The organism is Ruminococcus sp. 8Y-12 (assembly GCF_058119865.1).
In genome coordinates this window covers 1,979,371-2,005,330 of the sequence record NZ_CM176623.1, presented here as the reverse complement: position 1 = coordinate 2,005,330, position 25,960 = coordinate 1,979,371, and the positions used below count along the sequence as shown (strand labels likewise).

Sequence of the window (25,960 nt, the reverse complement as noted above, 5' to 3'; positions counted from 1 at the left end):
ATCTATTTTGATGATTTTCTACACCCTCTTCTCAATTAGCCGATATTTTATCCGAACAAATTCTGGAAAAAGCCTACAATGGCATCAATGATCTTCGTAAAGAAATTCCCCACGCTCTCTTTGTCAAAATGGAAATCCAGCTGATCCAGCTTGTCATACAGCTCCTTCGCCTGTTCCTTGATGGCATCCACATTCAGGTTTAAGCCGTCAATCTTCTCCATCAGACTGGCAATCTTGGCCCTGTCCTCATCGGAGAGCTGTACCTCCAGCTCCTCTGAAGCCTGATCCACCAGATTCAGGATATCCTCCTCACTGCTGATTCCCCCTTCAACCACTTTCTGCTTCACAAGGGCAATCAACTGCTCCACCTTCTCGGCGTCTCCCACGCTCTCCACAATTTCACCAGTGATAACCAATTCATTGTTTGCTGCATCCAGCTGTTCTTTGGAGACATCCTCCCCGGTCATGGCCTCGTAGGCCTTGATGGCTCCCACCAGAGCGGCTGTTCCTGAGATAGAGTAGGGACCGGCCACAGTCACATCTGCGTCCACCACCCCTGCGGTAATCAATGCATTCTGATACATGCCGGGAGTGCAGTAGGAAATATTGTTGGTACTGACCTGAATCCCGTATCCGGACTCTTTGCCTACCACCAGCACGGATGAGAGTGCTTTGGTGCCGATCACGCTGGCATCCAAATATTCATCCAGATACTCATGCTCATCGCTGTTGGTGATAGTAAGGACATCATACTGCCCTAAATCCTCTTCTTTGACCCCCAGTATATTCAGCACCCGCGCTTTTTCTTCAGCGTTTAGGTCCGCCCCCAGAGAAATAAAAGGCTTATCCAGCTTAGCATCCACCCGATCCGCCAATACGGTCATACCTGAAGTCAGAAAGGTTGCCAATGCCAAAACCACTGCGATCAGTCTGTTTTTCTTCATCTATTTTCCTCCTGTCTGTTCCTCACTCTCCAAGTGTTCCGAGAGCCATTTATACAGTTCCTCAAAAACTTTGTCTTTGTCCAGTTCATTCAGTATCTCATGCCTGTCTCCTGGATAAAGCCTGCACTTTACATCGCGCATACCCAGATCCTTAAACTCTCCGTATACTTTCATGACACTTTTCCCGTAGTTTCCCACCGGGTCGTCTGCCCCTGCCACAAAAAATACTGGCAGTTTTTTGGGCATCTTTTTCAGGTAGGATGGGCTTGTGAGCTTATACAAACCTAAGAACATATTGTAGTAGGCATTTAATGTGAACATAAACTGACATCGCTCGTCCGCAATATAGGCATCCACAATCTTCTCATCCTTTGTCAGCCAGTCTCTGTCTGTGCGCGGCTGGCTCATTCCTCTGTTGTAGCCCCCAAAAGCCATGGCATCCACCAGTCTGCTCCGGTGTCTCCAGCCATAGACCTTTGCCAGACTTTCACACAGCATCATGCCTGTCTTCACCACTGCCCTAGGCTGGTATCCCGTACCCATAATGATGACTCCGCTAAGCCCCCTGCCGTAGCAGCAGATATACTGCCTGGTTAAAAAGGACCCCATACTGTGTCCCAGCAAAAAATAAGGTGCTGCCGAGTAGAGCTCCTGCATCATCTTTCGCAGTCTGTGAATGTCCTTAATCAGAACCATGTTTCCATGTTCACTGGCAAAATAGCCGTAATCCTCCTTGCTTCGGATAGACCTTCCATGCCCCAGATGGTCGTTTCCCACCACCAGGACACCCCTCTCGGCTAAATACTGTGCAAACAGATCGTACCGCTCCACAAACTCCACCATTCCATGTGAAATCTGAAGCACTGCCTTTACTTCCCCTTCAGGCACCCACTTCACTGCATGGATCAATGTGATGTGATCATTGGATAGAAACTCAAAATGTTGTTTATTTACCATATGTGTCACCCCTTTTCTATCATATGGCAGCTAACTTTTTCTGCCTCCACCCAAAGCCCTCTCCCTCAGAAGCCTCAGGTTCTCCTTTAATATACCACAGATTTATCAAAAACTCTTTAAGATTCTGTGAAGAAAAAAGTGAGCTAACTACCCTATTTGATCCTGGCAGCCAGACAGTCAGCCAATTTTGCAAACTGCGCAAGGGTAAGCGCCTCCCCTCGCACGCTTGGCTGCACTCCCAGCTCTGCAATAGCTCCCGCAATCTCCTCTTTCGCAGCTGGAATCTCCGGTGAATTGTTCAGCCCATTTTGCAGAGTCTTTCTTCGCTGGTTAAAAGAGGCCCGTATAATCTGAAACAGCAGCTTTTCATCCTTTACGGTCACCGGGGGTTCTTCATACTTGGTGAGCCGGATCACTGCGCTCCCCACCTTTGGCCTTGGCATAAAGCAATTGGGGGGCACATTGGCCACAATGTAGGGTTTGGCATAATACTGGACCGCCAGGGACAGGGCTCCGTAGTCCTTGGAGCCCGGTCCTGCCTGCATCCTCATTGCAACCTCCTTTTGCACCATAACTGTGATACTGTCTATGGGAACATGGCTCTCAAACAGCCCCATAATGATAGGCGTAGTAATATAGTAGGGCAGATTCGCCACCACCTTGATGGGTCTTCCCCCATTCTCCTCACGGGCCAGCTTTCCAATATCCAGCTTCAGAACATCCTGGTTGATGACTGTTACATTTTCATAGTCAACCAGCGTCTCCTTTAGTATGGGGATCAGCACCTTGTCAATCTCCACCGCTACCACGCGTCCGGCCGCCTCTGCCAGATACTGGGTCATTGTCCCGATTCCGGGGCCGATCTCCAACACAAAGTCCTCTTTGCTAATCTGTGCCGAGGCAATGATCTTGTCCAGTACATGACCGTCAATCAGAAAATTCTGCCCAAATTTCTTCTGGAAATCAAACTGGTATTTCTGTATAATCTCTATCGTTTTCTGCGGATTTGATAATTTTTCCATCCTTACCTCAATTTCTTTTCGAATTAAATACGCTCGGCGCACCGCTTTTCAGACCAACCGGTACATCCTCATAGCGTTCTCCCAGGTGGCTCTCTCAGCTTCCTCCCTGTTCACTCCCTTGATCTGGGCAATGGCATCCAAAATATAGGGAATCATCAGGGATGAGTTGCGCTTTCCGCGGTACGGCACAGGGGCCAGATAGGGACAGTCCGTCTCCGCCAAGATCCGGTCCAGGGGTGCGTACTCCACCACTTCCTTCAGGACTCTGGCGTTTTTAAAGGTGACCACGCCTCCCACGCCAATGTAGTAGCCCATGTCCAGATACTCCCTGGCCATCTCCCTGGAGCCGGAAAAGCAATGGATTACACCGCCCGTGGTTCCCCTGTGCTCCGCTTTCATGATATCCAGAGTGTCCTTAGCGGCCTCCCGGCTGTGGATTACCACAGGGAGCTTCACTTCCTTTGCCAGGGCCAGTTGTCTTACAAACCATTCCTTCTGCCTGCCGTGGCTCTCTTTATCCCAGTAGTAGTCCAGTCCGATCTCTCCCACAGCCACCGTCTTTTCCAGGGAACACAATTCCCTAAGCCATCTCAGCTTTTCCTCGTCCAGTGCCCCCACTTCGTCGGGGTGAATCCCCACCGCGCTATAGATAAAGTCATACTTTTCGGCCAGCTTTACGGTGGCTTTCACCCCGCTGAGGCTGGCCCCCACATTCACTATATGGGAAATGCCCGCTGCCGCCATCCCGGACAGGAGCTCCTCCCTGTCCTCATCAAATGCCTCATCATCGTAATGGGCATGGCTGTCAAATATCATTGTTCCATCCTCCCAAAACACCTGCCGCTCTTGGTCCTGCGTCCCAATAACGTCTCATTATCCCTAGCAGATCTCCGCTCCTGACGGCATTTCCTTTTCCGGAACCATAAGAGATAAGTTTCCGTCCGCATCTTCTGCGCAGAGCATCATTCCTTCTGACAGGACCCCGGCCAGCTTGGCGGGCTTTAAGTTTACCAGTACCATAACCTTCTTGCCCACCATATCCTGGGCGCTGTAACTTGACTTGATGCCGGAGACAATCTGCTTTACCTGGCTTCCGATGCGAACCTGGGAGCACAGCAGCTTTTTGGACTTTTTCACTTCCTCGCAGGCAATGATTTCCCCCACCTGGAACTGCATTTTCATAAAGTCATCATAGCTGATCTCTTCCTTGGGCTCGATATCAATTCCGGCAGTTTCCTCCTGCTCCTCTTCTGCTTCCTCTGCAGGGTGTAACTCCTCCACCTTTGCCAGCACCTCCGCCAGATCCAGACGCGCAAAAAGGATCTCGGGTTTATCCGTCACCCGTGTTCCGGACTCATACAGTCCATACTCTTTCATATCCCCAAGGGAACGTTTTTTCGCATTCAACTGGTTCAGGATGCGCTCTGAGGTCTCTGGCATAAACGCCTCCAAAAGGGCAGCCCCTATGGAAATACTCTCCACCAGGTTGTAGAGCACGGTGGCCAGGCGGTCTCTCTTCGCCTCATCTTTTGCCAGAGCCCAGGGCATGGTCTCGTCAATGTATTTATTGCAGCGTTTAAAGAGCATAAAGATCTCTGAGATGGCATCCGCAACCCGCAGATCGTCCATCTTTGCAGCCACTTCTCCCGGTGTCTTTAAGACAATGGCTTTCAACTCCTCATCCACAGGCTCAGCCACCCCTTTGTCAGCCACCACGCCGTCAAAATACTTGTTTGACATGGAGATGGTCCTGTTGACCAAATTTCCAAGGGTATTGGCCAAATCAGAGTTCATGCGCTCAACCATCAGCTCCCAGGAGATCACACCGTCATTCTCAAAGGGCATCTCATGCAGTACGAAATAGCGCACAGCATCCACACCGAAAAAGTCTGCCAGTTCATCCGCATAGAGCACATTTCCCTTGGACTTGCTCATCTTGCCGTCCCCCTGCAGCAGCCAGGGATGCCCAAAGATCTGCTTCGGCAGAGGCAGGTCCAGAGCCATCAGGAAGATGGGCCAATAGATGGTATGGAAACGAATAATGTCTTTCCCGATCAGGTGCAGGTCCGCTGGCCAGTCCTTTTTAAACTGCTCTGTGCTCTCCCCGTCACAGTCGTATCCGATTCCGGTGATATAGTTGGTAAGGGCGTCCAGCCAAACGTACGTCACGTGTTTGGGATCAAAGTCCACCGGAATTCCCCACTTAAAGGAGGTACGGGAAACACACAGATCCTGGAGACCGGGCAGAAGGAAGTTGTTCATCATCTCATTTTTTCTGGAGACCGGCTGAATGAACTCAGGGTGCGAATTGATGTGTTCAATCAGGCGGTCCGCATACTTGCTCATTTTAAAGAAGTAGGCCTCCTCCTTGGCCGGCTGCACCTCTCTGCCACAGTCCGGACATTTTCCGTCCACCAGCTGGGACTCTGTGAAGAAAGACTCACAGGGCGTACAGTACATCCCCTCATAGTGCCCTTTGTAGATATCCCCTTGGTCATACAGTTTTTTGAAAATTTTCTGCACCTGCTTTTCATGGCAGTCATCCGTGGTCCGTATAAACTTATCATACGAAGTATTCATTAAATCCCAGATTCTCTTGATCTCCCCAGCCACATTGTCCACAAATTCCTTAGGGGTAATCCCTGCCTCTGCGGCCTTCAGCTCGATCTTCTGTCCATGCTCATCCGTTCCCGTCTGGAAAAATACGTCATACCCCTGCAGTCTCTTAAACCTGGCGATGCTGTCCGCCAGAACCACCTCGTAAGTGTTTCCGATATGCGGTTTTCCTGAAGTATAGGCAATGGCTGTTGTCATATAAAACTTTTTCTTATCCATGATTCTCTTCCTTTCTCATTATACACTTTGGGTTGTCGCCAACACGAAAAAAACGCCCTCCCATACCTGAGAAGACGAGTATTTCCCCGCGTTACCACTTCACTTTATCCACTTTTCACAAAGCAGACCTTCACAAGTGCGCACCCCTGTGGGATGAACACTCCCCCGCTATAACAGGCGGACCCTGTTGCAGCCTGCTATGAGCACTTAGCGAGGTATTCTCGAGCTTAGTGCGAATGCACACCCTGTCCACTTGGTGAGGTCTTTTCGAACCTAGTGGCAGGGTGTTTCCTATAGCACTTAGCGAGGTATTCGCTTCCTTCTCATAGTTCGGTGCACCACTCAGAAGCCATCTTCCATCTTCCTTCCTACTTCCCTCTCAGCTTATGGGAATTCTCTGTAATATTCCAAAAGATGTACTCTCTTCATCTCTGCGTTTCTCTATGGTTTAGGCTAACATAACAAAACTTTCCTGTCAAGTACCGCCCGCAGACTTTATGCATGTTTCCAGACACGCGTGAACCGTTACGTTCAAGGCATCTGCTCCTCTGCTACTCTCCTTTTAATATGTAACCTGCTCTCCGATAACACAAGCCCGGCCAGAGTCAGTCCCGTCCCCAGGGCCGCCAGCCCTGTGATCTGCTCTTTAAGAACCAGGGCCGCAAAAATCAGGGTCACCACAGGCACCAGATAAATATACACGCTTGTCTTGACTGCGCCCAGGACCTTCACCGCCACATTCCATGTGGCAAAGCAGAGCGCGGAGGCTCCCAGTCCCAAAAAAAGGAAGTTAAGCGCCGCCACCGGGTGCATCAGCCTTTCCAGATTCCAGTCCAGGTCATACACCAGCAGTACCGGAATCATAAACACCAGCCCGTAAAGAAACGTCCTCCTGGTAGTCTGAATGGTGTTATACCCAAAGCTGCCCACCTTCTTCATGATAACCGAGTAGATTGCCCAAACAAAGGCAGCCAGTACAGCCAGTATATCTCCCATAGGGTTCAGCGCAAAGGCACTGGCTCCGCTGTAACTGATCAGAAAAATTCCGCCGATCGCAAACACGAAACCTATAAAAAAGGTTGTCCTTAATCTCTCCCCTTTCAGGAAAAAGTGGGCTAAAACCGCGGTGAATATGGGGGCTATGGACACAATCACCCCCACATTGGATGCAAAGGTAAAGGTCAGGGCAATATTTTCAAACAGAAAATAGAGGGTCACGCCGCAGAGTCCTGCCCCCATAAAGCAGAGTTCCTCCCTCCATCCCTTTGTCTTGAGTATGCGGGGACAGGCCACCGCCAGTGCCACAAATCCCAACACAAAACGCAAGAATAAAATGACCACAGGATCAAAATCCTGCAGCAGTGTCTTGGTGGACACAAAGGTCGTACCCCAAACCAGCACAGAAAACAGTGCCATCAAATGTCCTTTTAGCTTCTCACTTTCTCTCATTTCTTCCATCCTTCCCCGTTTTCTGGTATTCGGTCGCAACAGTTCAGACGGGTTAGATCTGTTACGTGCGTTACTACCCGAACGTCACCCGGGCATCGGCAACGCTCACGCAAACACGCGCAACGCTCTGGGGTACTAACTGTTACATTCAGTCTAGCATATACTGCAAGAAATTACAAATTCTATTGACAATAAAATTGATAGACCGTACAATAATCATTACTGTTCACACGTTCACAGTAACATGCATAAATCCATGCAAAGTCACCTCTGGCGAAGGGATTTATGCACCCCTGAATCATTTTCCCACAGTCTGAGCGCATATGCTCAGACCTGAGTGAACAGTAACCAATAGTCGTTATTGTCCATAATACAATAAAGGAGGTATTTCCGTGTCGGATCAACAAACAACTGTAAAAGAAAACAAAATGGGCACCATGCCCATACCTAAACTACTTATCTCTATGTCCCTGCCCATGATGCTCTCCATGCTGGTGCAGGCCCTCTACAATGTGGTGGACAGCATTTTTGTATCCAGAATCAACGAGTCCGCCCTCACAGCCGTATCACTGGCCTTTCCCATTCAAAACCTGATGATTGCCGTGGCCTCAGGAACTGCTGTGGGCATCAACGCACTGCTCTCCAGAAGTCTGGGGGAGAAAAATCAAAAGTCAGCAAATCTTTCCGCAACAAATGGCATTTTTTTGGAGCTGGTATTCTATGTATTATTTGCCCTCTTCGGGGCAACCTGTTCCCACTTATTTTTTGCCAGCCAGACCTCGCATCCCGAGATTGTAAAATACGGGCAGGACTATATGTTTTTTATAACCGTCTGCTCCTTCGGCGCCTTTCTGCAGATCGGCTTTGAGCGTCTGCTCCAGTCCACAGGCAAGACCTTCTACACGATGATCACCCAGGGAACCGGGGCTATCATCAATATTATCCTGGACCCGATCCTGATCTTTGGACTTTTCGGCATGCCGCGCCTGGAAGTAGCGGGCGCTGCCATCGCCACGGTAACGGGCCAGATTGTAGCCATGCTGCTGGCCATCTTCTTCAATCTCAGAAAGAACCACGATATCGCCCTCTCCTTCCGTAAGTTTAAGCCTCATATGAAAACCATTAAGGTAATCTTTCAGGTGGGTGTACCTTCTATTATCATGATGGCAATCGGGTCTGTGATGACTTTTGGCTTCAATAAGATCCTGCTCATGTTCTCCTCCACAGCGGCTGCCGTATTCGGGGTGTATTTCAAACTGAACAGTTTCGTGTTCATGCCTGTGTTCGGCCTGAACAATGGCATGATCCCTATCATTGCCTACAACTATGGGGCCAGAAATAAGAAGCGCATCACAGAGACCATTAAACTCAGCATCTGCCTTGCGGTGGGAATCATGTTGGTAGGTGTCCTACTCTTTCAGTTCATCCCTCAGGATCTTCTGCTGCTGTTCAACGCTTCTTCGGACATGCTCTCCATCGGTGTCCCGGCACTGCGCATTATCAGTGTGAGCTTTGCCTTTGCTGGATACTGTATTATCGTGAGCTCCGTATTCCAGGCGCTTGGAAACGGCGTGTACAGCCTTTGGATCTCCATTGCCCGCCAGTTGGTGACCCTCCTGCCCATCGCTTACCTTTTTGCCATGGTCTTTGGGCTGCACGCGGTGTGGTGGTCCTTCCCCTTAGCCGAGATCGTATCCGTACTTCTTTCCAGTCTTCTGTTTAAGCGCATCTACCGCATGAAGATCAAACCTCTTGGCAATTAAGCTGACTGAGCGGCTGCCTCTGCAAAAATACTCCACGGAAACGCAAATCTTTTCCATGGAGTATTTTATTTCGCTCTGTTTTCAATTTTGTAGCTGTTCAGTACCTTCACAATCATTTTCTTACAGTCAGCACAGTAAATGCGCAGACCTGTCGAATCGTTACTCTATTTCACTATAAAACGCCCGTCCACCTGCTGTGTTTTCATAATATTGACAAACGCACTCTCATCCGCTTTCTTAATCTCATTCAGCACCATCTTTACTTCCTGGCTGGAGACTACGGAGTAAATCATCTTTTTATCTTCATTTGTATAGCATCCGGTGCCGTCCAGAACTGTGGCGCTGTGATTTGTGCAGGCCATGATTGCCTGATATACCTCCTCATACTTTTCGGTGACAATAAACAAGGTGTGCTGCTGGAATCTGGTATAGAGAAGATGTATGATCTGGGTAGAAGCATACTGAAACAGTATAGAATACAGGGCCTTGTCCCACCCAAACAGCAGTCCCGCCACAAGCAGAATCAGACAGTTTGTGGCAAGTACATAGTTAAACGGGTCCTTATTGTATCTCTGCCCATATACGTTTGCCAGAATATCCAGGCCACCTGTAGATCCTCTGTTCAGCATAGTTAAGCTGACCGCCACACCGTTGATGATGCCGCCGAACACACTGGCCAGCAGTACATCGTCTGTGATGGGCAGAGCAGGTATGATATCCGTAAGAGCTCCTGTCAGGACTACAGAAAGGCAGGTGTACGCCAAAAACTTTTTCCCCAGATACTTGTAGCTCAGCAGCAGGGCCACAAAGTTTAGGACATAACTTATCACAGAATAGGGCAGGTTCACACCCCAAAAGCTGGAACCAGCCCTCTGCACCAGCAGCGAAACCCCGCTGAACCCTCCTGGATACAGACCTGCTACATTTACAAAGGAGTTGATATTTGCCGCCATCATCACCGCTGACAGTATGGAAAACAGGATGTGCTTAATCTCTTTTTTTATCATGTGTAACCCCTCCCTCTTTAGTACTATTTTCGATAATTTTTCTTCAGATGTCAAGTCTTATGTGAAGAAACAGGACTGTAGCCATGTAATTGAAAAAGAATCCCGCTCGCGGGATTCTCCGCCTGCGGCGGGGCTGCCCCGGCAGCCATCTTCCACTCCGCCGCAGTGCGATCCCGCCCGGAGGGCTTTTTATATCATAGGGAATTCCGAAGGACTTTCCTCGTATGTTAAATTATTATTAGTTCCCCATTCTGTTCTTGAATGAGTATACTGTTTATAGACACTGTGGATTAGTTGAACTTTCCTAACGCTTTGACGTTTGAGCATAGGCTCTAACCACGGTTGTCTGCTTTAATGTTAATCAGTTAGATAACGCATGACGTTTTATTTCGCACGAGGCTACATAGCAGGCAGTTCTGTGGGTTCTCCATACAGTGTCAATACATTGCAAAGGAGCATTACTATGATCTGCATTGGTATCGATATTTCCAAAGATAAGCATGACTGCCTTATCTCTAATTCTGATGGTGATATTCTATTTGATAACTTTACCTTTTCTAACTCTCTGGAGGGATTTGAATTACTTTTTTCTCGTATCCAATCCTGCTCTGACAATTTCTCCCAAATGAAAATAGGGCTGGAAGCAACCGGTCATTATAGCAACAACATTACAGAGTTTCTCGTTAACAAAAATCTTCCTATTTTCATTATCAATCCGTTACATACCAGTCTTTACAGAAAAAGTCTAAGCTTTAGAAAGACTAAGACGGATAAGGCCGATGTTCACTCTATCGTATCAATGCTTATGACGCAGAAGCTTACGCCCTACGTACCTGTATCATACCATAGAAAAGAACTCAAGTCACTAACCAGATACCGTTTCAATCTGGTGCAGGATTGTTCTGTCTTAAAAGTCTCTTTTTCAAGACTTATGAATATTATCTTTCCTGAGTTAGAAAAGATTGTTCACCAATTACAGGTGAATTCTGTGTATCAGCTTATGTCTGCATATCCTGATGCTGCTGCTGTTTCAAATGCTAATCTGACACATCTTACAAATCTTCTCCGGAAATACTCCAAAGGACACTATGGCCGGGAGAAAGCTATTGAAATACGCAATGCCGCAATGCAGTCCATTGGAACCAGTGATGGAATACTCAAGCTTGAAATGCAGCAGACGATTGCCCGTATCAGACTCCTCCGAGAGCAAATCAGCATTGTTGAAGTAAGAATCAAGGATATCATCAAGGAAAGTGATTCTCCATTCATTACAATACCTGGCATTTCCTACATTACTGCGGCTATGATCCATGCTGAAGTTGGTGATTTCTCTAATTTTTCATCGGCCGAAAAAATACTTGCCTTTGCTGGAATGGAGCCCTCCATTTATCAATCAGGCCAATATACTTCGACTCATGCAAAAATGGTGAAACGAGGTTCCAAATACCTGCGGTATGCACTCTTTACTGCCGCTAAAAATGTTGGCAAATGGGACAATACGTTCAAGGAGTTTCTTCAGAAAAAACTCTCTGAGGGAAAGCACTACAATGTGGCAGTATCTCATGTAGCCAAGAAGCTGGTCAGAACTCTATACAGTATGGAAATACATCATACTGCATACAGCAAGTAATTTTTTTCTTATAACATACTTCTCAAAGCAGCTGTATAGGTGCTTTATTTGTCATGCAATTATCAAGGTTCAAAAAAACATATTTAACTAACTTTCAAAAAAACACTTGACATAGTTAGTCTATGATATAAAAAAACGGCATAGCCGAAGCTACACCGTCTTAGGTTGTTTCTCATTTAAACTGGTTCGTTTTTTCGTCGTAATGATAATCAATGGCTGCCATCTGCTCTGTCAGCTTCTTTTTGTTCAAGCCCCTGCAGGTACACAGGGCTTCCAGTGACTCATAGTAGTCCCTCAGCTGTGTATTTACATAGCTGAGCAGGATCATTGGATCTTTGGGTATCATTTTCCTCTCCTTGCTCCAGTCAGCTTTCCGTCACACACGTCGATGACGATTGTGTCCTCCGCGCCGATTTCTCCGGAGAGAATCAGCTTTGCTGCAAGTGTCTCCACGTTCTTTTGAAGGAAACGCTTTAGCGGCCTTGCTCCATAGACGGGATCATAACCGCCTTCTATGATATAATCTTTCGCCGCGTCCGTCAACTCCAAAGTGATCTCCTGGTCCGCCAGCCGCCGGTTCAGATCTGCCATCATCAGTGTGATGATTTCACTGATATTGGCCTTGGTCAGGGGCTTAAACATAATGATCTCATCCAGACGGTTCAAAAATTCAGGTCTGAAGTGGCTGCGCAGATCATTCATCACCATGTCCTCCGCCTCCGCCCGGATCTCTCCATTGTCCCGGATTCCCTCCAGCAGATAGGCAGAGCCTATATTGGAAGTCATGATCAAAATGGTATTTTTAAAATCCACGGTCCGTCCCTGGGAGTCCGTAATGCGACCGTCGTCCAGCACCTGCAAAAGCACATTAAACACGTCCGGATGTGCCTTCTCAATCTCGTCAAAGAGCACCACTGAGTAGGGCTTTCTGCGCACCGCCTCGGTCAGCTGTCCGCCCTCCTCGTATCCCACATATCCCGGAGGCGCACCAATCAGTCTGGACACAGAGTACTTCTCCATGTACTCGCTCATGTCAATACGCACCATGTTCTGCTCATCATCAAAGAGGCTGATCGCCAGCGCTTTTGCAAGCTCTGTCTTGCCCACTCCTGTCGGGCCCAGAAACAGGAAGGAACCGATGGGTTTTGTGGGGTCCTTGATCCCTGCCTTGGAGCGGAGAATGGCGTCCGTCACCTTTGTCACGCCGTCCTCCTGTCCAATTACCCTCTTATGCAGCTCATCGTCCAGGTGGAGAATCTTACTCCTCTCCCCCTCGGTCAGCTTTGACACCGGAATCCCCGTCCATCGGGAGATAATCCTGGCGATTTCCTCATCGGTCACACTCTCATGCACCAGATGCATCTCCTGGCTCTTCACCTTCTCCTCTTCGATTGCCAGCTGTCCCTGAAGCTTTGGAAGCTCTCCATACTGCAACTGAGCAGCCCGGTTCAAGTCATAGTCCCGTTGGGCCTTTTCAATCTCCTTATTCATATTTTCGATCTGCTCGCGCAGCTTGGATAGATTCTCCACGGAATGCTTTTCATTATCCCACTGGGCTTTCTGGGCGCTGAACTCATCCCTCAACTCCGCCAACTCCTTCTGCAGGTTTTCCAGCCTGTCCTGACTCAGCTTATCCGTCTCCTTCTTCAGCGCAGCCTCCTCAATTTCTATCTGCATAATCCGGCGCTGAAGCTCATCCAGCTCCGTGGGCATGGAGTCCAGCTCTGTCTTGATCAGGGCACAGGCTTCGTCCACCAGATCAATGGCCTTGTCCGGCAGAAACCGATCCGAGATATACCGGTGGGAGAGAGTGGCTGCCGCCACCAGGGCCCCGTCTGTGATCTTCACCCCGTGGTAGACCTCATACCGTTCCTTCAGTCCGCGCAGGATAGAGATGGTATCCTCCACTGTAGGCTCATCCACCATAACAGGCTGGAACCTGCGCTCCAGAGCAGCATCCTTCTCAATATACTGACGGTATTCATCTAAAGTGGTGGCGCCGATACAGTGAAGCTCTCCTCTGGCCAGCATGGGCTTTAACATATTCCCCGCATCCATGGCCCCGTCTGTCTTGCCCGCGCCCACAATCAGATGCAGTTCGTCGATAAAGAGGATAATCTCTCCGTCGCTCTTCTTCACTTCCTCAAGAACAGCCTTCAGACGCTCCTCGAATTCTCCCCTGTACTTTGCGCCTGCTACCAGGGCTCCCATATCCAGTGCAAAAATCTTTTTATTCTTTAAGCCCTCCGGCACATCCCCGCGGACGATTCTCTGGGCCAGACCTTCCACAGCTGCGGTTTTTCCCACCCCCGGCTCACCAATCAGCACCGGGTTATTCTTGGTTTTCCTGGAGAGGATGCGGATTACATTGCGGATCTCCGCATCCCTGCCGATCACGGGGTCCAGCTTCTGGTTTCTGGCTTTTTCCACCAGATCCTGCCCGTATTTATTCAGGGTGTCATAGGTGGCCTCCGGATTGTCTGTGGTCACTCTCTGATTTCCCCTCACCGTGGACAGTGCCTGCAGAAACCGCTCCCTTGTGATTCCATATTCTTTAAACAATGCCTTTATCCCCTCATTGGGATAGCGCAGCAGAGCTAAAAAGAGATGTTCCACAGAGACATATTCGTCTCCCATGGCCTTTGCCTCATCCTCCGCGCTGACCAGCACTTTATTTAAATGCTGCCCGATATAGACCTGTCCGCCTGACACCTTTGTCCGTCTGTTCAGTGCATTTTCCAGATTTCCCGCGAAATGCTCCTTATTGATCTCCATCTTTTCAATCAGCTTTAAGATCAGGCTGTCATCCTGGTTCAGCAGACTGTACAGCAGGTGTTCCTGCTCGATTTCCTGATTTCCATATTCATACGCAATTTTCTCCAGGTCATTAACGGCCTGGAGAGACTTCTGGGTGAATTTATTAATATTCATAATCAAACCTCCTCCTGGGTGTATTTTCACTTGTTCTATAACTACTATAACACAAATTCAAAAATATGCAAGGACTTTTTTCTGATTTGTGCTGCAAAAAAACTCTTGTCGATTGACATACTATACCCAGGATCTATATAATATATTTGCAGCGGTACAGAAATAAACAGGTCCGCCAGATCGTTTTATTAAAACGGAGGTGTTACCATGGAAATTCCCAGAGAAGAAGGTGTCTTAAAAGAGTCCACATTTTTTTCCTATATACCCAGCGTTTCGGGGAAAAGAGTATTTCTCTATCCCCTCTATATCGGACACTATCAGACACAGACTGGTTACTATCTCCGAAGGAACCGGTATGACAGTCTTCTTCTACTGTTTACCTGTGGCGGATCAGGTACTATTGAGACAGGGTCTGGAAAATACATATTGAGCCCAGGGGAAGCTATGATTTTGGACTGCTATGCCCCTCATAGTTATTATCCAAACAAAAGCTGGGATTTTTACTGGCTGCACTTTGACGGAAGTTATGCACTGGAATATTATCAATACCTGACGGAGAACGTCAGGCAGCCTGCCACCATAAAAGAACCTTTGGAATTTATCAACACCTGGAGGAATCTCAGGGATCTTATGAAGTCCCATCCGGCTTTTTCCGAACCTATGATGTCCAAGTATATCACGGACCTGTTGACGCTCTTCGCTTCCTCTGGTTCCGTCCAGGGAAGCAGTAAAACCGTGAACGGTATAGACTGCTGTCTCACGTATATAAACCGTCACCTAGAGGAACACCTTCCGTTGGATAAGCTGGCAGATCTGGCATCTTTAAGCCCCTATCATTTTTCGAGATGTTTTAAAGCAGCCACAGGCTATACACCACACGAATATATTCTCACCGGCCGGCTGGATCTGGCCAGATTTTACTTAAAGACTACTTCCGATACCATCAAGAAAATTGCATACTCATGCGGTTTCCAGAGTGAACACAGTTTCTGCACCGCATTTAAAAAGTATACGGGCTATACCCCAACCGAGTTTCGCAATAAATGAAGTCTTATTTACTTACAAGACAAAAAGATTCCGGGTTGTATCATATCACAGTTAGCGTCATTGGATAGAACTACCTCTTTTCCAAAATAAAAGTCCGGAAAGATCCTGCGGTAAATCCCGATTAGCTCCTTGTAAAGCAAATCTCCAGGTTTGGGAGAATCCAGATCCAAAGAGAGGATTCTATACTTTACACTGAACAGCCAGGTTCGAATTTCCGTATCCCGAAGACCGTTTCTCCTGTAAAATTCCATACGTCGCTCACTGCTGCGCCTCTCTTCCCCATCCTCGATCACATCCGGGGCTTCCACCTCAGCCAGCACAGCTTTGCAGCCGCATTCCCGCAAGGCCTCCTGCCATTCCCTCATAAATCTGGTGCCGATCCCTTTTCCTCTGGCATCTGCCGTCACTGCATAATAATCCAAAAGTACATATTCCCTCTCCTGGGCTGAGGCAAAAAATGCATATGCCATTAGTTTTTCTTCCTCATACATCCCGTATGCAAAGTAGTTTCCCTCTTCCATGAGATATTCCATGGCCATGATGGGTTTAAGCTCCTCGGGCGTAAAATCCTCTTTCAGATTTGTCTCATAAAGTTCTGCCACTTCATCTCTGTTTAATTCTCTTATCATTATCTATAACCACCTTACTTTTATTGTTTGCGTTAACTATGCAACAGGTCTGCGCATTTACTGCGCTGACCGTAAGAAAATGATTCATGGATTTTTGCATGTAACTGAAAAGGTACTGATCCGTTACTTGTTTCTATAGGATGCCTGCATGGATGAGGCCATGCCACACACCGTCCTGGTCAATGGGATCTGTCACATAGTCAGCCACCTTTTTGAGAGGTTCGATGGCGTTTCCCATGGCGATTCCAAGGCCCGCGTATTCAATCATTTCCATATCATTCATACTGTCTCCGAATGCCACCACGTCCTCCCAGCCCATTTGATAGTACTCCAGCAGCGCCTGGATTCCTTCTGCCTTGGAGGCTTTTCGGTAAATCACATCCGCTCCATCCCTCCCCGCAAAGAGGGGCAGTTTCAACATTGGGAAGGCTTCCTCAATCTCCAAAGCCTGCTCCGGCGTGCCAAACATGGCCAGGGCGTAAAGTGGAAAGTCCGGCAGATTTACCGGATCTATAAACTCCCGGCTGCAATCCCCGAAAACCTTTTTTTCATGCGCAATGACCTCCTCCTGATTCACATAGCATCCCTTATCCCCAATATTGGAGCCTATACAGATCTTTCTCTCGTCTGCAAACCGAAGAAGAGATTGGATCAGTTCCGGTTCCATAAACAGCTCTCTGATTCTCTTTTCCCCCACTGTTACCTTCTGCCCATTGCTGTGCACAATGGCATCCGGCCGCACCAGTTCTGCCAGATGGCGGCTGAACTCACTGTCCATATCCCGGCCGGAGGCAATCACAAGGATATGGCCTTTCGCCCTCAGCCCGTCCAGCCCTCTCATGGCTGACTTTGGAATGGCAAATGTCCTGTGGTCCAGAAGGGTCATATCCATATCAAAACAAACTATCTTTCTCATAATTTCTCTAAAACCCATCCTTTGTCTGGTCAATGGCAGTTTTGCCATAAGTTTATGCTATATATAAAAAAAAGAATCCTGCGCGCAGGATTCTCCGCCTGCGGCGGGGCTGCCCCGGCAGCCATCTTCCACTCCGCCGCAGTGCGATCCCACCCGGAGGGCTTTTTATATCATAGGGAATTCCGAAGGACTTTCCTATGATTAAAAAAGGGTCTTACCCTCTCCTGGAAGATAAGACCCATCCTTGTTCACTCTCTATTCAGCAGCCTTGGTCTGGCTCTCTTTCTCTGTTTCGCTCTCTTTTTCAGAGGAAGCTTCCGAGGTCTTTTCTGAACCGCTCTCAGAACTGCCTTCTGAGGAGGTTTCACTCTCTGTGTCGGCTGCGTCCTTTACAACCGCACTATTTTGTACGATTTCAATGGCCTTGTCCTGCATCAGGCTGATCTCAACCATGGATTTTCCGTACTGTTCAACTAACGCGTCCGCGCTCTCAGCACCCAACTGCACAGCGTACTTTTCCGCACCCTCAGCAAATTCCTCATCGGAGATCGTAATACCCTCACTCTCAGCAATGGCTCTCAGAAGCATCTCCTGTTCCAGGCTCTGTTTCACTGTAGTTTCAACCTGGGTGTTAAAATCCTCCTCTGACATCTGGAGGTTCTGCTCCAGGAAATCCGCGAAGGTCATATCCGACTGCTCGGCATATCCCTCATAGTAATCTCTGTACTGCTTGATATTGTAATCCACCAGTTCCTGGGGATATCCTTTTATTTCAGAGTTCTCATATACTTGTGACATCAGGTCATTCAGCTTCTGGCTGTCCTGTACAGAATTCTTCTGCTCAATCAGGGAATCCTCAATTGACTTTTTGTACTCATCCACTGTCTTGTAATCAGAAATCTCTCCTACCAATTCATCGGTCAATTCCGGAGCACGCTTTACGGAGTTGACTGTAACATGGAAAACCACATCCTTGCCAGCCACATCTGCATTGGTATAAGTATCCGGGAATTTCAGATTCAAGTCTGTCTCCCCGCCGATCTTCTTGCCAACCAGTCCGCTTTCAAACCCCTCGATGAAAGATCCGGAACCAATGGTCAAATCAAACCCTTTATCTGTACCGCCGTCAAATGCTTCGCCGTCGATTTTTCCCTCGTAGTCGATGTTTGCCACATCACCTTCCTCAACCGTGCCCTCCTCCAAAGTAGTGAGCTTTTCATTCTGGGAAAGAGTGCTCTGGATTTCCGACTGAATCTCCTCATCTGTAACTTCAGTGGGGGCAAGCGTCACTTCCAGCCCTTTGTACTGGCCCAGCGTAACGTAATCCAACGCTTTGTATTCCGGTCTCTCGGCAGCAGCCTCTGTTTTGGCTGACTCGCTGGAACTCTCCGTGGCGGCATCCGCATTCTCAGAGGTCTGAGCCTCGGTCCCTTTCGTTGTGCTGGATTCTGTTGTCTTTGTGTTTCCGTTTGCACAGCCTGCCACTGTCATTGCAACGCACAGGACTGCTGTCATAAGTAATCTTTTCTTCATTCTGTTTCTAATCCTCTCTGTGTTTAATGCCACACCCTGTTTTACTCCCCTTACTTTACATCGGCGGAACCGGGGTAGGTCTCGCAGGGTCAAATACCGAATTGGCGTCGAAGAGATCTGTGAGCATCTCCGGATTGTAATACATCCGGTATCCGTCCAGGTTTCTTCTTCCCTGTCTCATAAAGTTGTCGCCGAACTGCACCCAATACTGGGTGGAATCCACATTGCAGTAGATATCGAAGCCCTGACTCTTTAAGTAAGTAAACTTCTCATTGTCTGAACTGTAAGGCTGCCAGTCTCCCAGATCGGCCCCAAAAGCAAATATAATAATATTTGTATCGCCGATGATGGGTTTTACATAGCTCAGCCACTTCTCAGTGTCCGTCTTTAAGCGGTCCACAGATGCCTCAGTGACATTCATGTGTCCCCAAGTGTGGCTGGCAAACTCCCATCCCTCTTCCTTCATGGCATTGGCAACCTTGGTAGCCTCCTCCACTTCCTGATTATATGTCTCTTCATTGAAGTCAGGATTTTCCTCAAAAAATTTCACCTGCTGGTCATCTAAGTTTTCCCTTGTCTTGTAAGAAATGTCCGTCCGGTATCCGAGCACACCATTGTATCCGGTGAGCGCGATGGTTCCCTTTGCGCCTCGGTAGGAGAAATCAGGATGCTCCTCCACGAAGCGGTCGATCAGGGGTACCATATCATAGTCACCTACGCTTATGGTCCCATCTGCCTCCCTGTACTCATTCTTCACCTGTCCATTCTCGTCAATAATTAGCTTGGTGGCCATGCCATCTCCATCCATATAGTGGTAATAGCTCACATCATCCTGAGAAAGCACAAAGGCTTTCTTATCAGGCGGAAGCATGATCTTTCCTCTGGAGACCGTGCCGTCTTCGTTTACGGTGCACATATCGTGAAGACTTACCATCACATATCCCTTCTCGTACATGGACTGCGTGATCTTATTGAACTCCTCAACGGTGGTCATCACCTGGTTGTATCCCGCTTCCTTGCTGTCCCCGTCAAAGGCAAGACCGGGGTCTCTGATGAGTGTATGGTAGAAGACATGCGTCACTTCCTCCAGCGGATATTCCACCAGAGTTGTCTTTGCTGTCTCATACTCTGATACCTTTGCGGCCATCTGTGCATTTCCGTCATAACCCGGTGCACTCTTCAGCATTTCAATGGCCGCATCATAATCATACATGGCTGCCAGTCTCCCGGCCTTAGCCATGACATCCTCCTTCGGTTCTGTCTGCGCCTCGGTCTGCGACTCCTTCTGGTCCTTCTGTGAAACTGCCTGTGACTCTGTCTGCACCCCAGACTTCTTGCCGCTGTTTTTCTTCTTTCCGAGATTTCCCTTCACCACCAGAAAGCACAGCACTGCAATGATAATCAGCAGAACCACGATAAGAATTTTGCAGATCAAGACCTGCCGCTGCCTCTTAGCCCTTCTTGCGGCAGCTTTTTGCCTTCTTTCGTTCTCCTCCATGATATCCTCCCTTATTACCCACACGTTACCATACTCTTTTGTATGCTCAGATTAATATTATAGCATATTTCGCATTAATTACCACATCCTTTTTTGTTTTTAAGAAAAAATAATAAAATGTCAAGAAACATTGCAAATTTCCCCAATTATATGGTAGAATGTAGAAATGTAAACAATGAAATCAGGAGGTCGACTATGTCCACATTTTTAACCGTGCTGCTGATTATTCTGGCAGTGCTTGTCGTTTTACTAATTGTTTTATACTTCTTTGGAAAAAAAGCCCAGAAAAAGCAGGCAATCCAGCAAGAGCAGATGGAAGCTGCCAAGCAAACCGTTTCCATGCTGATCATCGATAAAAAAATGATGCGGATAAAAGAGTCCGGTCTTCCCCAGGTAGTCATCGATCAGACGCCCAAGCTCATGAGACGCTCCAAACTTCCCATCGTAAAGGCAAAGGTAGGACCCAGAATCATGACTCTTGTCTGCGATGCCAAGATCTACGACATGGTTCCTGTAAAAAAAGAAGTGAAGGCTACCGTGAGCGGTATCTACATAACTGAGGTAAAAGGTGTACGGGGTGCCTTGGAAGCTCCTAAGAAGAAGGAAAGCTTTTTCAAGAGAATGAAAAATAAAGTAACCGGGAAAAAGTAACCGGAAAAAGCCCATCTGTCAAGAAAACAGATGGGCTTCTTTTCCGTCACGGGCCTGTATATTCATGCTGATGGTACAGTCAGCCAGATGCTCATAGTTCACCTCCAGAGCATAGTCCACTTTCACATCAATCTTGTTCTCTGCAGTGCTGACCTGAATGTCTGTTGCGGATATTCCCACGAGAAGATTTCCAAAAGGCGTGTCGTAGTAGGTCACGTTCTTTTTATTTTCCTCAAAAATCATGTGCACATTGGCAAGACCCCGCTTTGTCACTTCCAGGCTTCTGTCATTGACCTTGATCAGATTCTGGATCGAGCCGTCAAAGCCCTCCATCACCTCATCGTATTTGATATAGTGCTTTCCGTCCTTGTGAAAATAGCTGGCAGGTGTTATCACCTCCACCTGCTCCTCGCTGTTTTCTTCTAAAAACTGAAGACCTTTGATCTTCAATAAAATATCCTTTGTCATAATCACTAGTACTCCTCAATATTGATCTGCTTTGTCATTTCAATCTCAAAAGGCAGGATAGAGCTGGCAAATTTCTGAAACTTTTCAGCAAGGTCACTCACATAGAACTGGCAGCGTTCCCCCTCATCTTCCACAGCCTCAGGCCGCTCTAAATTTTCCCTTTTCAAAAGTTCCTTTAACTCTCTTGCTGTCTCATAGGCCGGATTTACAAGAGTCACCGCGTCCCCCACGATCATCCGCACCGTGGATCTGAGCAGAGGGTAATGGGTGCAGCCCAGGATCAGGGTGTCGATATCCTGATCCGTCAACTCCCTCAGATAGCGGCTGGCCACCTCCACTGTAACAGAATCTTTCAGCCATCCCTCCTCAACCAGGGGGACAAACAGAGGGCAAGCTTTGCCCAGGACCTGAATATGGGCATCCTTCTTTTGAATAAACTCTGTATAGATCCCGGAGTTCACAGTGGCCTCTGTGCCGATCACACCGATCCTGCCGTTCCTGGTAGCCTTGCACGCCACTCTGGCCCCCGGCTCCACCACTCCGATAATGGGAATGTCAAGCTCCTGCTTAATCTCCTCCAGAGCATAAGCACTGGCGGTATTGCAGGCCACCACAATGGCTTTGACATCCTGGGTACGCAGAAAGCGTATAATCTGCCTGGAATAACGAAGGATCGTGTCCTTGGATTTACTGCCGTAGGGAACCCTGGCGGTATCGCCAAAATACACAATTTTCTCCTGTGGAATGTTGCGTATAACCTCTCTCACTACTGTGAGCCCGCCCACTCCGGAATCAAAGATCCCAATGGGCGCATTACATCTATCTTTCATTTCCTTATCCTCAATCATTCTATGGGTCTTTACTTATTCTAACCGCAATCCCTGAATAATTCAAGTAAAAATCTGAGGAGCCCCCTCCACCATTGCAAAGCACACTTCCTCACAATCCCCATACTTCACCCTGCCGCTGGTGGCCTCCGTCAGCTCCTCCTTCAGCTTCTCCAGGTTTGCGGCCGGAACCAGAGCCTGCAGCTCCACCTCCTGAGTATACGTGGAGTCCACAACAGAGATCCTATTTTGCCCAAGCAGATACTGAATTTTCCCCACCCCATTGTAGTCTGTCTGCATCTTCAACAGATAGCCCTGCTGTTTTTCTATGACTACACTGCTCTTAAGTCCCTCCTGAACAGCCCTAGAGTATGCGCGCACCAGGCCTCCTGTCCCCAGCAGCGTTCCCCCGAAATATCTGGTCACTACCACCGCGGTATTGTGAACCGCCTCGCCCAGCAGCACGTCCAGCATGGGCCTGCCTGCCGTTCCCTGTGGTTCCCCGTCATCACTGCATCTTTGCAGTTCCTGATTTTCCCCCACCACAAAAGCGGAGCAGTTGTGGGTGGCATTCCAATATTTTTTTTTCATCTCGGCAATAAAAGCCAGGGCCTCCTCCTCTGATTCCACCGGGCGCACTGTGGCGATAAACCTGGACTTTTTCTCAACAATTTCCGATTCCCCGCCCTTGTAGGTGGTTTTATATGATTTCATCATTTGATCCGTCCTTTCCGGAAATTTCTGCTTATAAAGCAGGATTCTGGGTACATTATAAGATAGGTTTCGGAATTTCTCAATGGGAGATTCCTGTTTAGTTACTGTTCACAGTAACCCGGTTTACAATATAAGCCTTTATTTCAGGCAAGATATTTGTTATACTAGACCAAACCGGATTTTGCCAATTTACATTTTAACAATACATATTCTAAATGGAGGCTGATTTATGAAGTTTGACAAAGACAGTGCTTCGAAAAAGCGAAAAGAACAAACAGGTAAAAAGGTTGGCCGGAAAGCTGGACTGATCTTTGCAAAAGCGCTCTTGGTCTGTTTTATCGGTCTGGTAGTGATCGGCGCCGGAGCCGGGTATGGAATTATCAAAGGGCTGATTGAAAATGCTCCTGATATCTCCAACCTCTCCGTAGCCCCCTCTGAGGCCGCTACTTATATCTATGACATGGATGGGAACCAACTGCAGAAGCTGACAGCTCCCACCTCAAACCGTACTCTCGTAAAACTGGAGCAGATCCCGGAGGACCTTCAGCACGCAGTGGTAGCTATTGAGGATGAGCGTTTTTACACCCACAATGGAATCGACATCCGCGGAATCTTCCGCGCCTTTTTCGTGGGAATTAAAAATGGCGGTTTTACAGAGGGCGCCAGCACCATCACCCAGCAGCTTTTGAAAAACAATGTGTTTACGGATTGGACTCAGGAGACCTCCATGGTGGAAAAGTTCAAGCGGAAGTTTCAGGAACAGTACCTGGCGCTGGAGCTGGAAAAAAAGATGAGCAAAGAACAGATACTGGAGGACTACCTGAACACCATCAACCTGGGCGCCGGCGCCTACGGCGTACAGGCTGCTGCCCACCGGTATTTTAATAAGGATGTCTCAGAGCTGACGCTCTCCGAGAGCACCGTAATAGCCGGAATCACCCAGAACCCGACCCAGTTCAATCCCATCCTCTACCCTGAGCAGAATGCCAAGAGACGGGAAAAGGTGTTGAACCACATGCTGGAGCAGGAGTATATCACCCAGAGCCAATACGATGAAGTACTGGCAGATGATGTGTATTCCAGAATCCAGAAAAATGACGCGGAGACGGAGGAAATCTCCATCTACAGCTACTACGTGGATGCCCTGATTGACCAGGTCCTGGAGGATCTTCAGGAGCAGCAGGGCTACACAGAGCAGCAGGCCTATAAGCTGGTGTACTCAGGGGGTCTGAAGATCTTCTCCGCCCAGGATGAGCATATACAGAAAATCTGCGATGAGGAGTTTGCAAACCCCGCCAATTTTCCCTCAGGGACCGAGGTAGGTGTGGACTACGCTCTTACGGTCACCGATCCCCAGGGACAGGTCACCAATTATGGAAACGAATCACTTAAAGACTTTATGCTGAAAAAAGATCCCTCCTTCAACATGATGTTCCCGGATGAATCCTCTGCCCGCACGGCCATCCAGGAGTACCGCCAGTCTGTCCTGAAGAGCGGCGATACTGTGGAGGGGGAGCGGATATATATCATTCCCCAGCCCCAGGCCTCTGTAGTCATCATTGACCAGGCCACGGGCTATGTCAAGGCGATTGTGGGAGGACGAGGCCACAAGGAGGCCAGCCTGACGCTCAACCGCGCCACCTATGCCAGACGCCAGCCCGGCTCCACATTTAAGGTGATCGCCGCCTATGCCCCGGCTCTGGACAGCGCTGACATGACTCTGGCAACCGTATTCGACAATGCTCCCTATGCATACTCCAACGGCGTGGAAGTGAACAACTGGGACAGCAACAACGCTTACACAGGGTTGACCACCATCCGCAGCGCCATTACCAACTCCATCAATGTGGTGACTGTAAAATGCCTCACGGAGATTACTCCCCGCCTGGGCTTTGAGTACGCAGAAAAATTTGGCATCACCACCCTCTACGACGATGAGGGCCTGGATGTGCGTCAGCCCCTGGCTCTGGGCGGTGTCACCGATGGCGTTGTAAACCTGGAGCTAACCGAGGCTTATGCCACCATCGCCAATGGGGGCCAGTATAACAATCCTAAGTTCTATACCCGCATTGAGGACCAGAACGGCAATGTGATCATAGACAACAGCCCCGTGAGCACCACTGTTTTAAAGGAGAGTACAGCCTTTTTGCTGACCAGTGCCATGCAGGATGTGGTGACATCCGGTACGGGAACAGCCATCGATCTGGGCGATATGCCTGTCGCAGGCAAGACCGGAACCACATCCAGCTACAAGGATATCTGGTTCTCCGGATATACTCCCTACTACACCTGCTCTGTCTGGGGAGGCTATGACAACAATGACGATCTGCCTAACTCAGATATTTACCACACTTACCACAAGACGCTCTGGAACGCCATCATGAACCGGGTACATGCCTCACTCCGGGTAAAACAGTTTGAGAAGCCGGACAATATCGAAACTGCCCAGGTATGCAAAAAGTCAGGCAAGCTGGCAGTCAAAGGTGTCTGCGACGCAGACCCCAGAGGGTCCCAGGTCTACACTGAATATTTTGCCAAGGGAACCGCCCCCACGGACACCTGTGACGTCCACGTTGCTATGAAGGTGTGCTCCGAGACTGGGCTCAAGCCTACCGCCACATGCAGTACTGCCACAAGAATATTTATACAGAGACCTAAGGGCAGTGAGGGCACCACGGACGACTCCAAGTATGCGCCGCCCTCCGGTACGTGTTCCGGACACACTATTGTGGATAAGATTAAGGATCTGTTTAACGGAAAGGATAAGGATAAGATCCCTGAGGCAAGCACCAAGGACAAGGATAAAGAAAAAGACAAAAATAAAGATAAAGACAAGAATAAGGACAAACCCAAGGCTGAGGAGGACGCTGATAAGCCCTCCGGCGCCGGGGATGCCTCCTCAGGAGGGGATGATTCCAAAGACAACCCCGCTAATGCGGATGATTAAACTGCTATTTTGTATCTGTTTCTCTCAGGCATACCTAGCTGTCACCTAAAAGCATTGGAGGCCTGCTACAAGGCTCACTGGCGATTACCTTGACAAGCCTTCACTGGCAAGCTGATAACAGCTTGCAGAACACACGACTTTCACTGTTTAGAAACGTAAACCGCTGGGCCCACAAAGAAAAATCGCTGAGGT

At 48.5% G+C, this 25,960-nt stretch carries 21 protein-coding genes; 5 read left to right on the top strand and 16 right to left on the bottom strand.

Annotation, left to right across the window (positions count from 1 at the left end; all coding sequences use genetic code 11):
* Positions 1-47 precede the first annotated feature (47 nt).
* The 6 genes from AC0THY_RS07250 to AC0THY_RS07225 all read right to left on the bottom strand — a co-directional run bounded on the left by AC0THY_RS07250 (position 48) and on the right by AC0THY_RS07225 (position 7,207).
* Positions 48-944: a DUF1002 domain-containing protein gene (locus AC0THY_RS07250; RefSeq protein ID WP_489993769.1), complete on the bottom strand. Its 897-nt coding sequence runs from the start codon at positions 942-944 to the stop codon at positions 48-50.
* Positions 945-1,901 (bottom strand): alpha/beta fold hydrolase, encoded by a 957-nt coding sequence (locus tag AC0THY_RS07245; protein WP_489993768.1) that lies wholly within the window; start codon positions 1,899-1,901, stop codon positions 945-947.
* Positions 1,902-2,053: 152 nt separating this feature from the next.
* Positions 2,054-2,923, bottom strand: coding sequence for a 16S rRNA (adenine(1518)-N(6)/adenine(1519)-N(6))-dimethyltransferase RsmA (rsmA, locus tag AC0THY_RS07240; RefSeq protein WP_489993767.1), 870 nt, complete (start codon positions 2,921-2,923; stop codon positions 2,054-2,056).
* Between the two features lie 48 nt (positions 2,924-2,971).
* Positions 2,972-3,739 carry a TatD family hydrolase gene (locus AC0THY_RS07235; protein WP_489993766.1) on the bottom strand — a complete coding sequence of 256 codons (768 nt, stop codon included), beginning with the start codon at positions 3,737-3,739 and terminating at the stop codon, positions 2,972-2,974.
* 63 nt (positions 3,740-3,802) lie between these two features.
* Positions 3,803-5,758 carry a methionine--tRNA ligase gene (gene metG, locus AC0THY_RS07230; RefSeq protein ID WP_489993765.1) on the bottom strand — a complete coding sequence of 652 codons (1,956 nt, stop codon included), beginning with the start codon at positions 5,756-5,758 and terminating at the stop codon, positions 3,803-3,805.
* 531 nt (positions 5,759-6,289) lie between these two features.
* A complete protein-coding gene (locus AC0THY_RS07225) occupies positions 6,290-7,207 on the bottom strand; it encodes a DMT family transporter (protein ID WP_489993764.1) in 918 nt (305 codons plus the stop codon).
* 428 nt (positions 7,208-7,635) lie between these two features.
* Between AC0THY_RS07225 and AC0THY_RS07220 the strand changes: the two genes are divergently transcribed.
* The gene (locus AC0THY_RS07220) at positions 7,636-8,970 is read left to right on the top strand and encodes an MATE family efflux transporter (protein ID WP_489994154.1); all 1,335 of its coding nucleotides are present in this window, start codon (positions 7,636-7,638) and stop codon (positions 8,968-8,970) included.
* A 164-nt stretch (positions 8,971-9,134) separates the two neighbouring features.
* Here the strand turns inward: AC0THY_RS07220 and AC0THY_RS07215 are convergent, their stop codons facing one another.
* A complete protein-coding gene (locus tag AC0THY_RS07215) occupies positions 9,135-9,977 on the bottom strand; it encodes a YitT family protein (protein WP_489993763.1) in 843 nt (280 codons plus the stop codon).
* Positions 9,978-10,440: 463 nt separating this feature from the next.
* On the opposite strand from AC0THY_RS07215, the gene AC0THY_RS07210 reads away from it, so the two are divergent.
* Entirely contained in the window at positions 10,441-11,607 is a 1,167-nt protein-coding gene (locus tag AC0THY_RS07210; RefSeq protein WP_489992258.1) for an IS110 family RNA-guided transposase, read from the top strand.
* 172 nt (positions 11,608-11,779) lie between these two features.
* Here AC0THY_RS07210 and AC0THY_RS07205 read toward each other — a convergent pair whose 3' ends face one another.
* Entirely contained in the window at positions 11,780-11,953 is a 174-nt protein-coding gene (locus AC0THY_RS07205) for a DUF4250 domain-containing protein (RefSeq protein WP_489993762.1), read from the bottom strand.
* Positions 11,950-14,538 carry an ATP-dependent chaperone ClpB gene (gene clpB / locus AC0THY_RS07200; RefSeq protein WP_489993761.1) on the bottom strand — a complete coding sequence of 863 codons (2,589 nt, stop codon included), beginning with the start codon at positions 14,536-14,538 and terminating at the stop codon, positions 11,950-11,952. The genes AC0THY_RS07205 and clpB overlap by 4 nt, the downstream gene beginning before the upstream one ends.
* A 207-nt stretch (positions 14,539-14,745) precedes the next feature.
* Between clpB and AC0THY_RS07195 the strand changes: the two genes are divergently transcribed.
* The gene (locus AC0THY_RS07195) at positions 14,746-15,585 is read left to right on the top strand and encodes an AraC family transcriptional regulator (RefSeq protein WP_489993760.1); all 840 of its coding nucleotides are present in this window, start codon (positions 14,746-14,748) and stop codon (positions 15,583-15,585) included.
* Positions 15,586-15,593: 8 nt separating this feature from the next.
* On the opposite strand, the gene AC0THY_RS07190 is transcribed toward AC0THY_RS07195, so the two are convergent.
* From AC0THY_RS07190 to AC0THY_RS07175, 4 genes are all read right to left on the bottom strand, one after another.
* Entirely contained in the window at positions 15,594-16,214 is a 621-nt protein-coding gene (locus AC0THY_RS07190; RefSeq protein WP_489993759.1) for a GNAT family N-acetyltransferase, read from the bottom strand.
* Between the two features lie 133 nt (positions 16,215-16,347).
* Positions 16,348-17,130, bottom strand: a complete 783-nt coding sequence (locus AC0THY_RS07185) for a Cof-type HAD-IIB family hydrolase (RefSeq protein ID WP_489993758.1) — start codon at positions 17,128-17,130, stop codon at positions 16,348-16,350.
* Between the two features lie 255 nt (positions 17,131-17,385).
* Complete coding sequence (tig, locus tag AC0THY_RS07180; RefSeq protein ID WP_489993757.1) at positions 17,386-18,663, bottom strand: trigger factor; 1,278 nt, start codon at positions 18,661-18,663, stop codon at positions 17,386-17,388.
* Between the two features lie 55 nt (positions 18,664-18,718).
* Positions 18,719-20,161 carry a polysaccharide deacetylase family protein gene (locus AC0THY_RS07175; RefSeq protein WP_489993756.1) on the bottom strand — a complete coding sequence of 481 codons (1,443 nt, stop codon included), beginning with the start codon at positions 20,159-20,161 and terminating at the stop codon, positions 18,719-18,721.
* 195 nt (positions 20,162-20,356) lie between these two features.
* On the opposite strand from AC0THY_RS07175, the gene AC0THY_RS07170 reads away from it, so the two are divergent.
* Entirely contained in the window at positions 20,357-20,812 is a 456-nt protein-coding gene (locus tag AC0THY_RS07170; RefSeq protein WP_489993755.1) for a hypothetical protein, read from the top strand.
* An 18-nt stretch (positions 20,813-20,830) separates the two neighbouring features.
* Here AC0THY_RS07170 and AC0THY_RS07165 read toward each other — a convergent pair whose 3' ends face one another.
* Genes AC0THY_RS07165 through AC0THY_RS07155 form a run of 3 tightly spaced genes read right to left on the bottom strand, consistent with a single transcriptional unit; the run spans position 20,831 to position 22,824 of the window.
* Positions 20,831-21,280, bottom strand: a complete 450-nt coding sequence (locus AC0THY_RS07165) for a YwiB family protein (RefSeq protein ID WP_489993754.1) — start codon at positions 21,278-21,280, stop codon at positions 20,831-20,833.
* Between the two features lie 5 nt (positions 21,281-21,285).
* A complete protein-coding gene (murI, locus tag AC0THY_RS07160; protein ID WP_489993753.1) occupies positions 21,286-22,110 on the bottom strand; it encodes a glutamate racemase in 825 nt (274 codons plus the stop codon).
* A gap of 60 nt (positions 22,111-22,170) precedes the next feature.
* On the bottom strand, positions 22,171-22,824 hold the full coding sequence (locus AC0THY_RS07155) for a YigZ family protein (protein WP_489993752.1): 654 nt from the start codon (positions 22,822-22,824) through the stop codon (positions 22,171-22,173).
* A 226-nt stretch (positions 22,825-23,050) separates the two neighbouring features.
* Between AC0THY_RS07155 and AC0THY_RS07150 the strand changes: the two genes are divergently transcribed.
* The gene (locus AC0THY_RS07150) at positions 23,051-25,768 is read left to right on the top strand and encodes a transglycosylase domain-containing protein (protein WP_489993751.1); all 2,718 of its coding nucleotides are present in this window, start codon (positions 23,051-23,053) and stop codon (positions 25,766-25,768) included.
* Positions 25,769-25,960 lie beyond the last annotated feature (192 nt).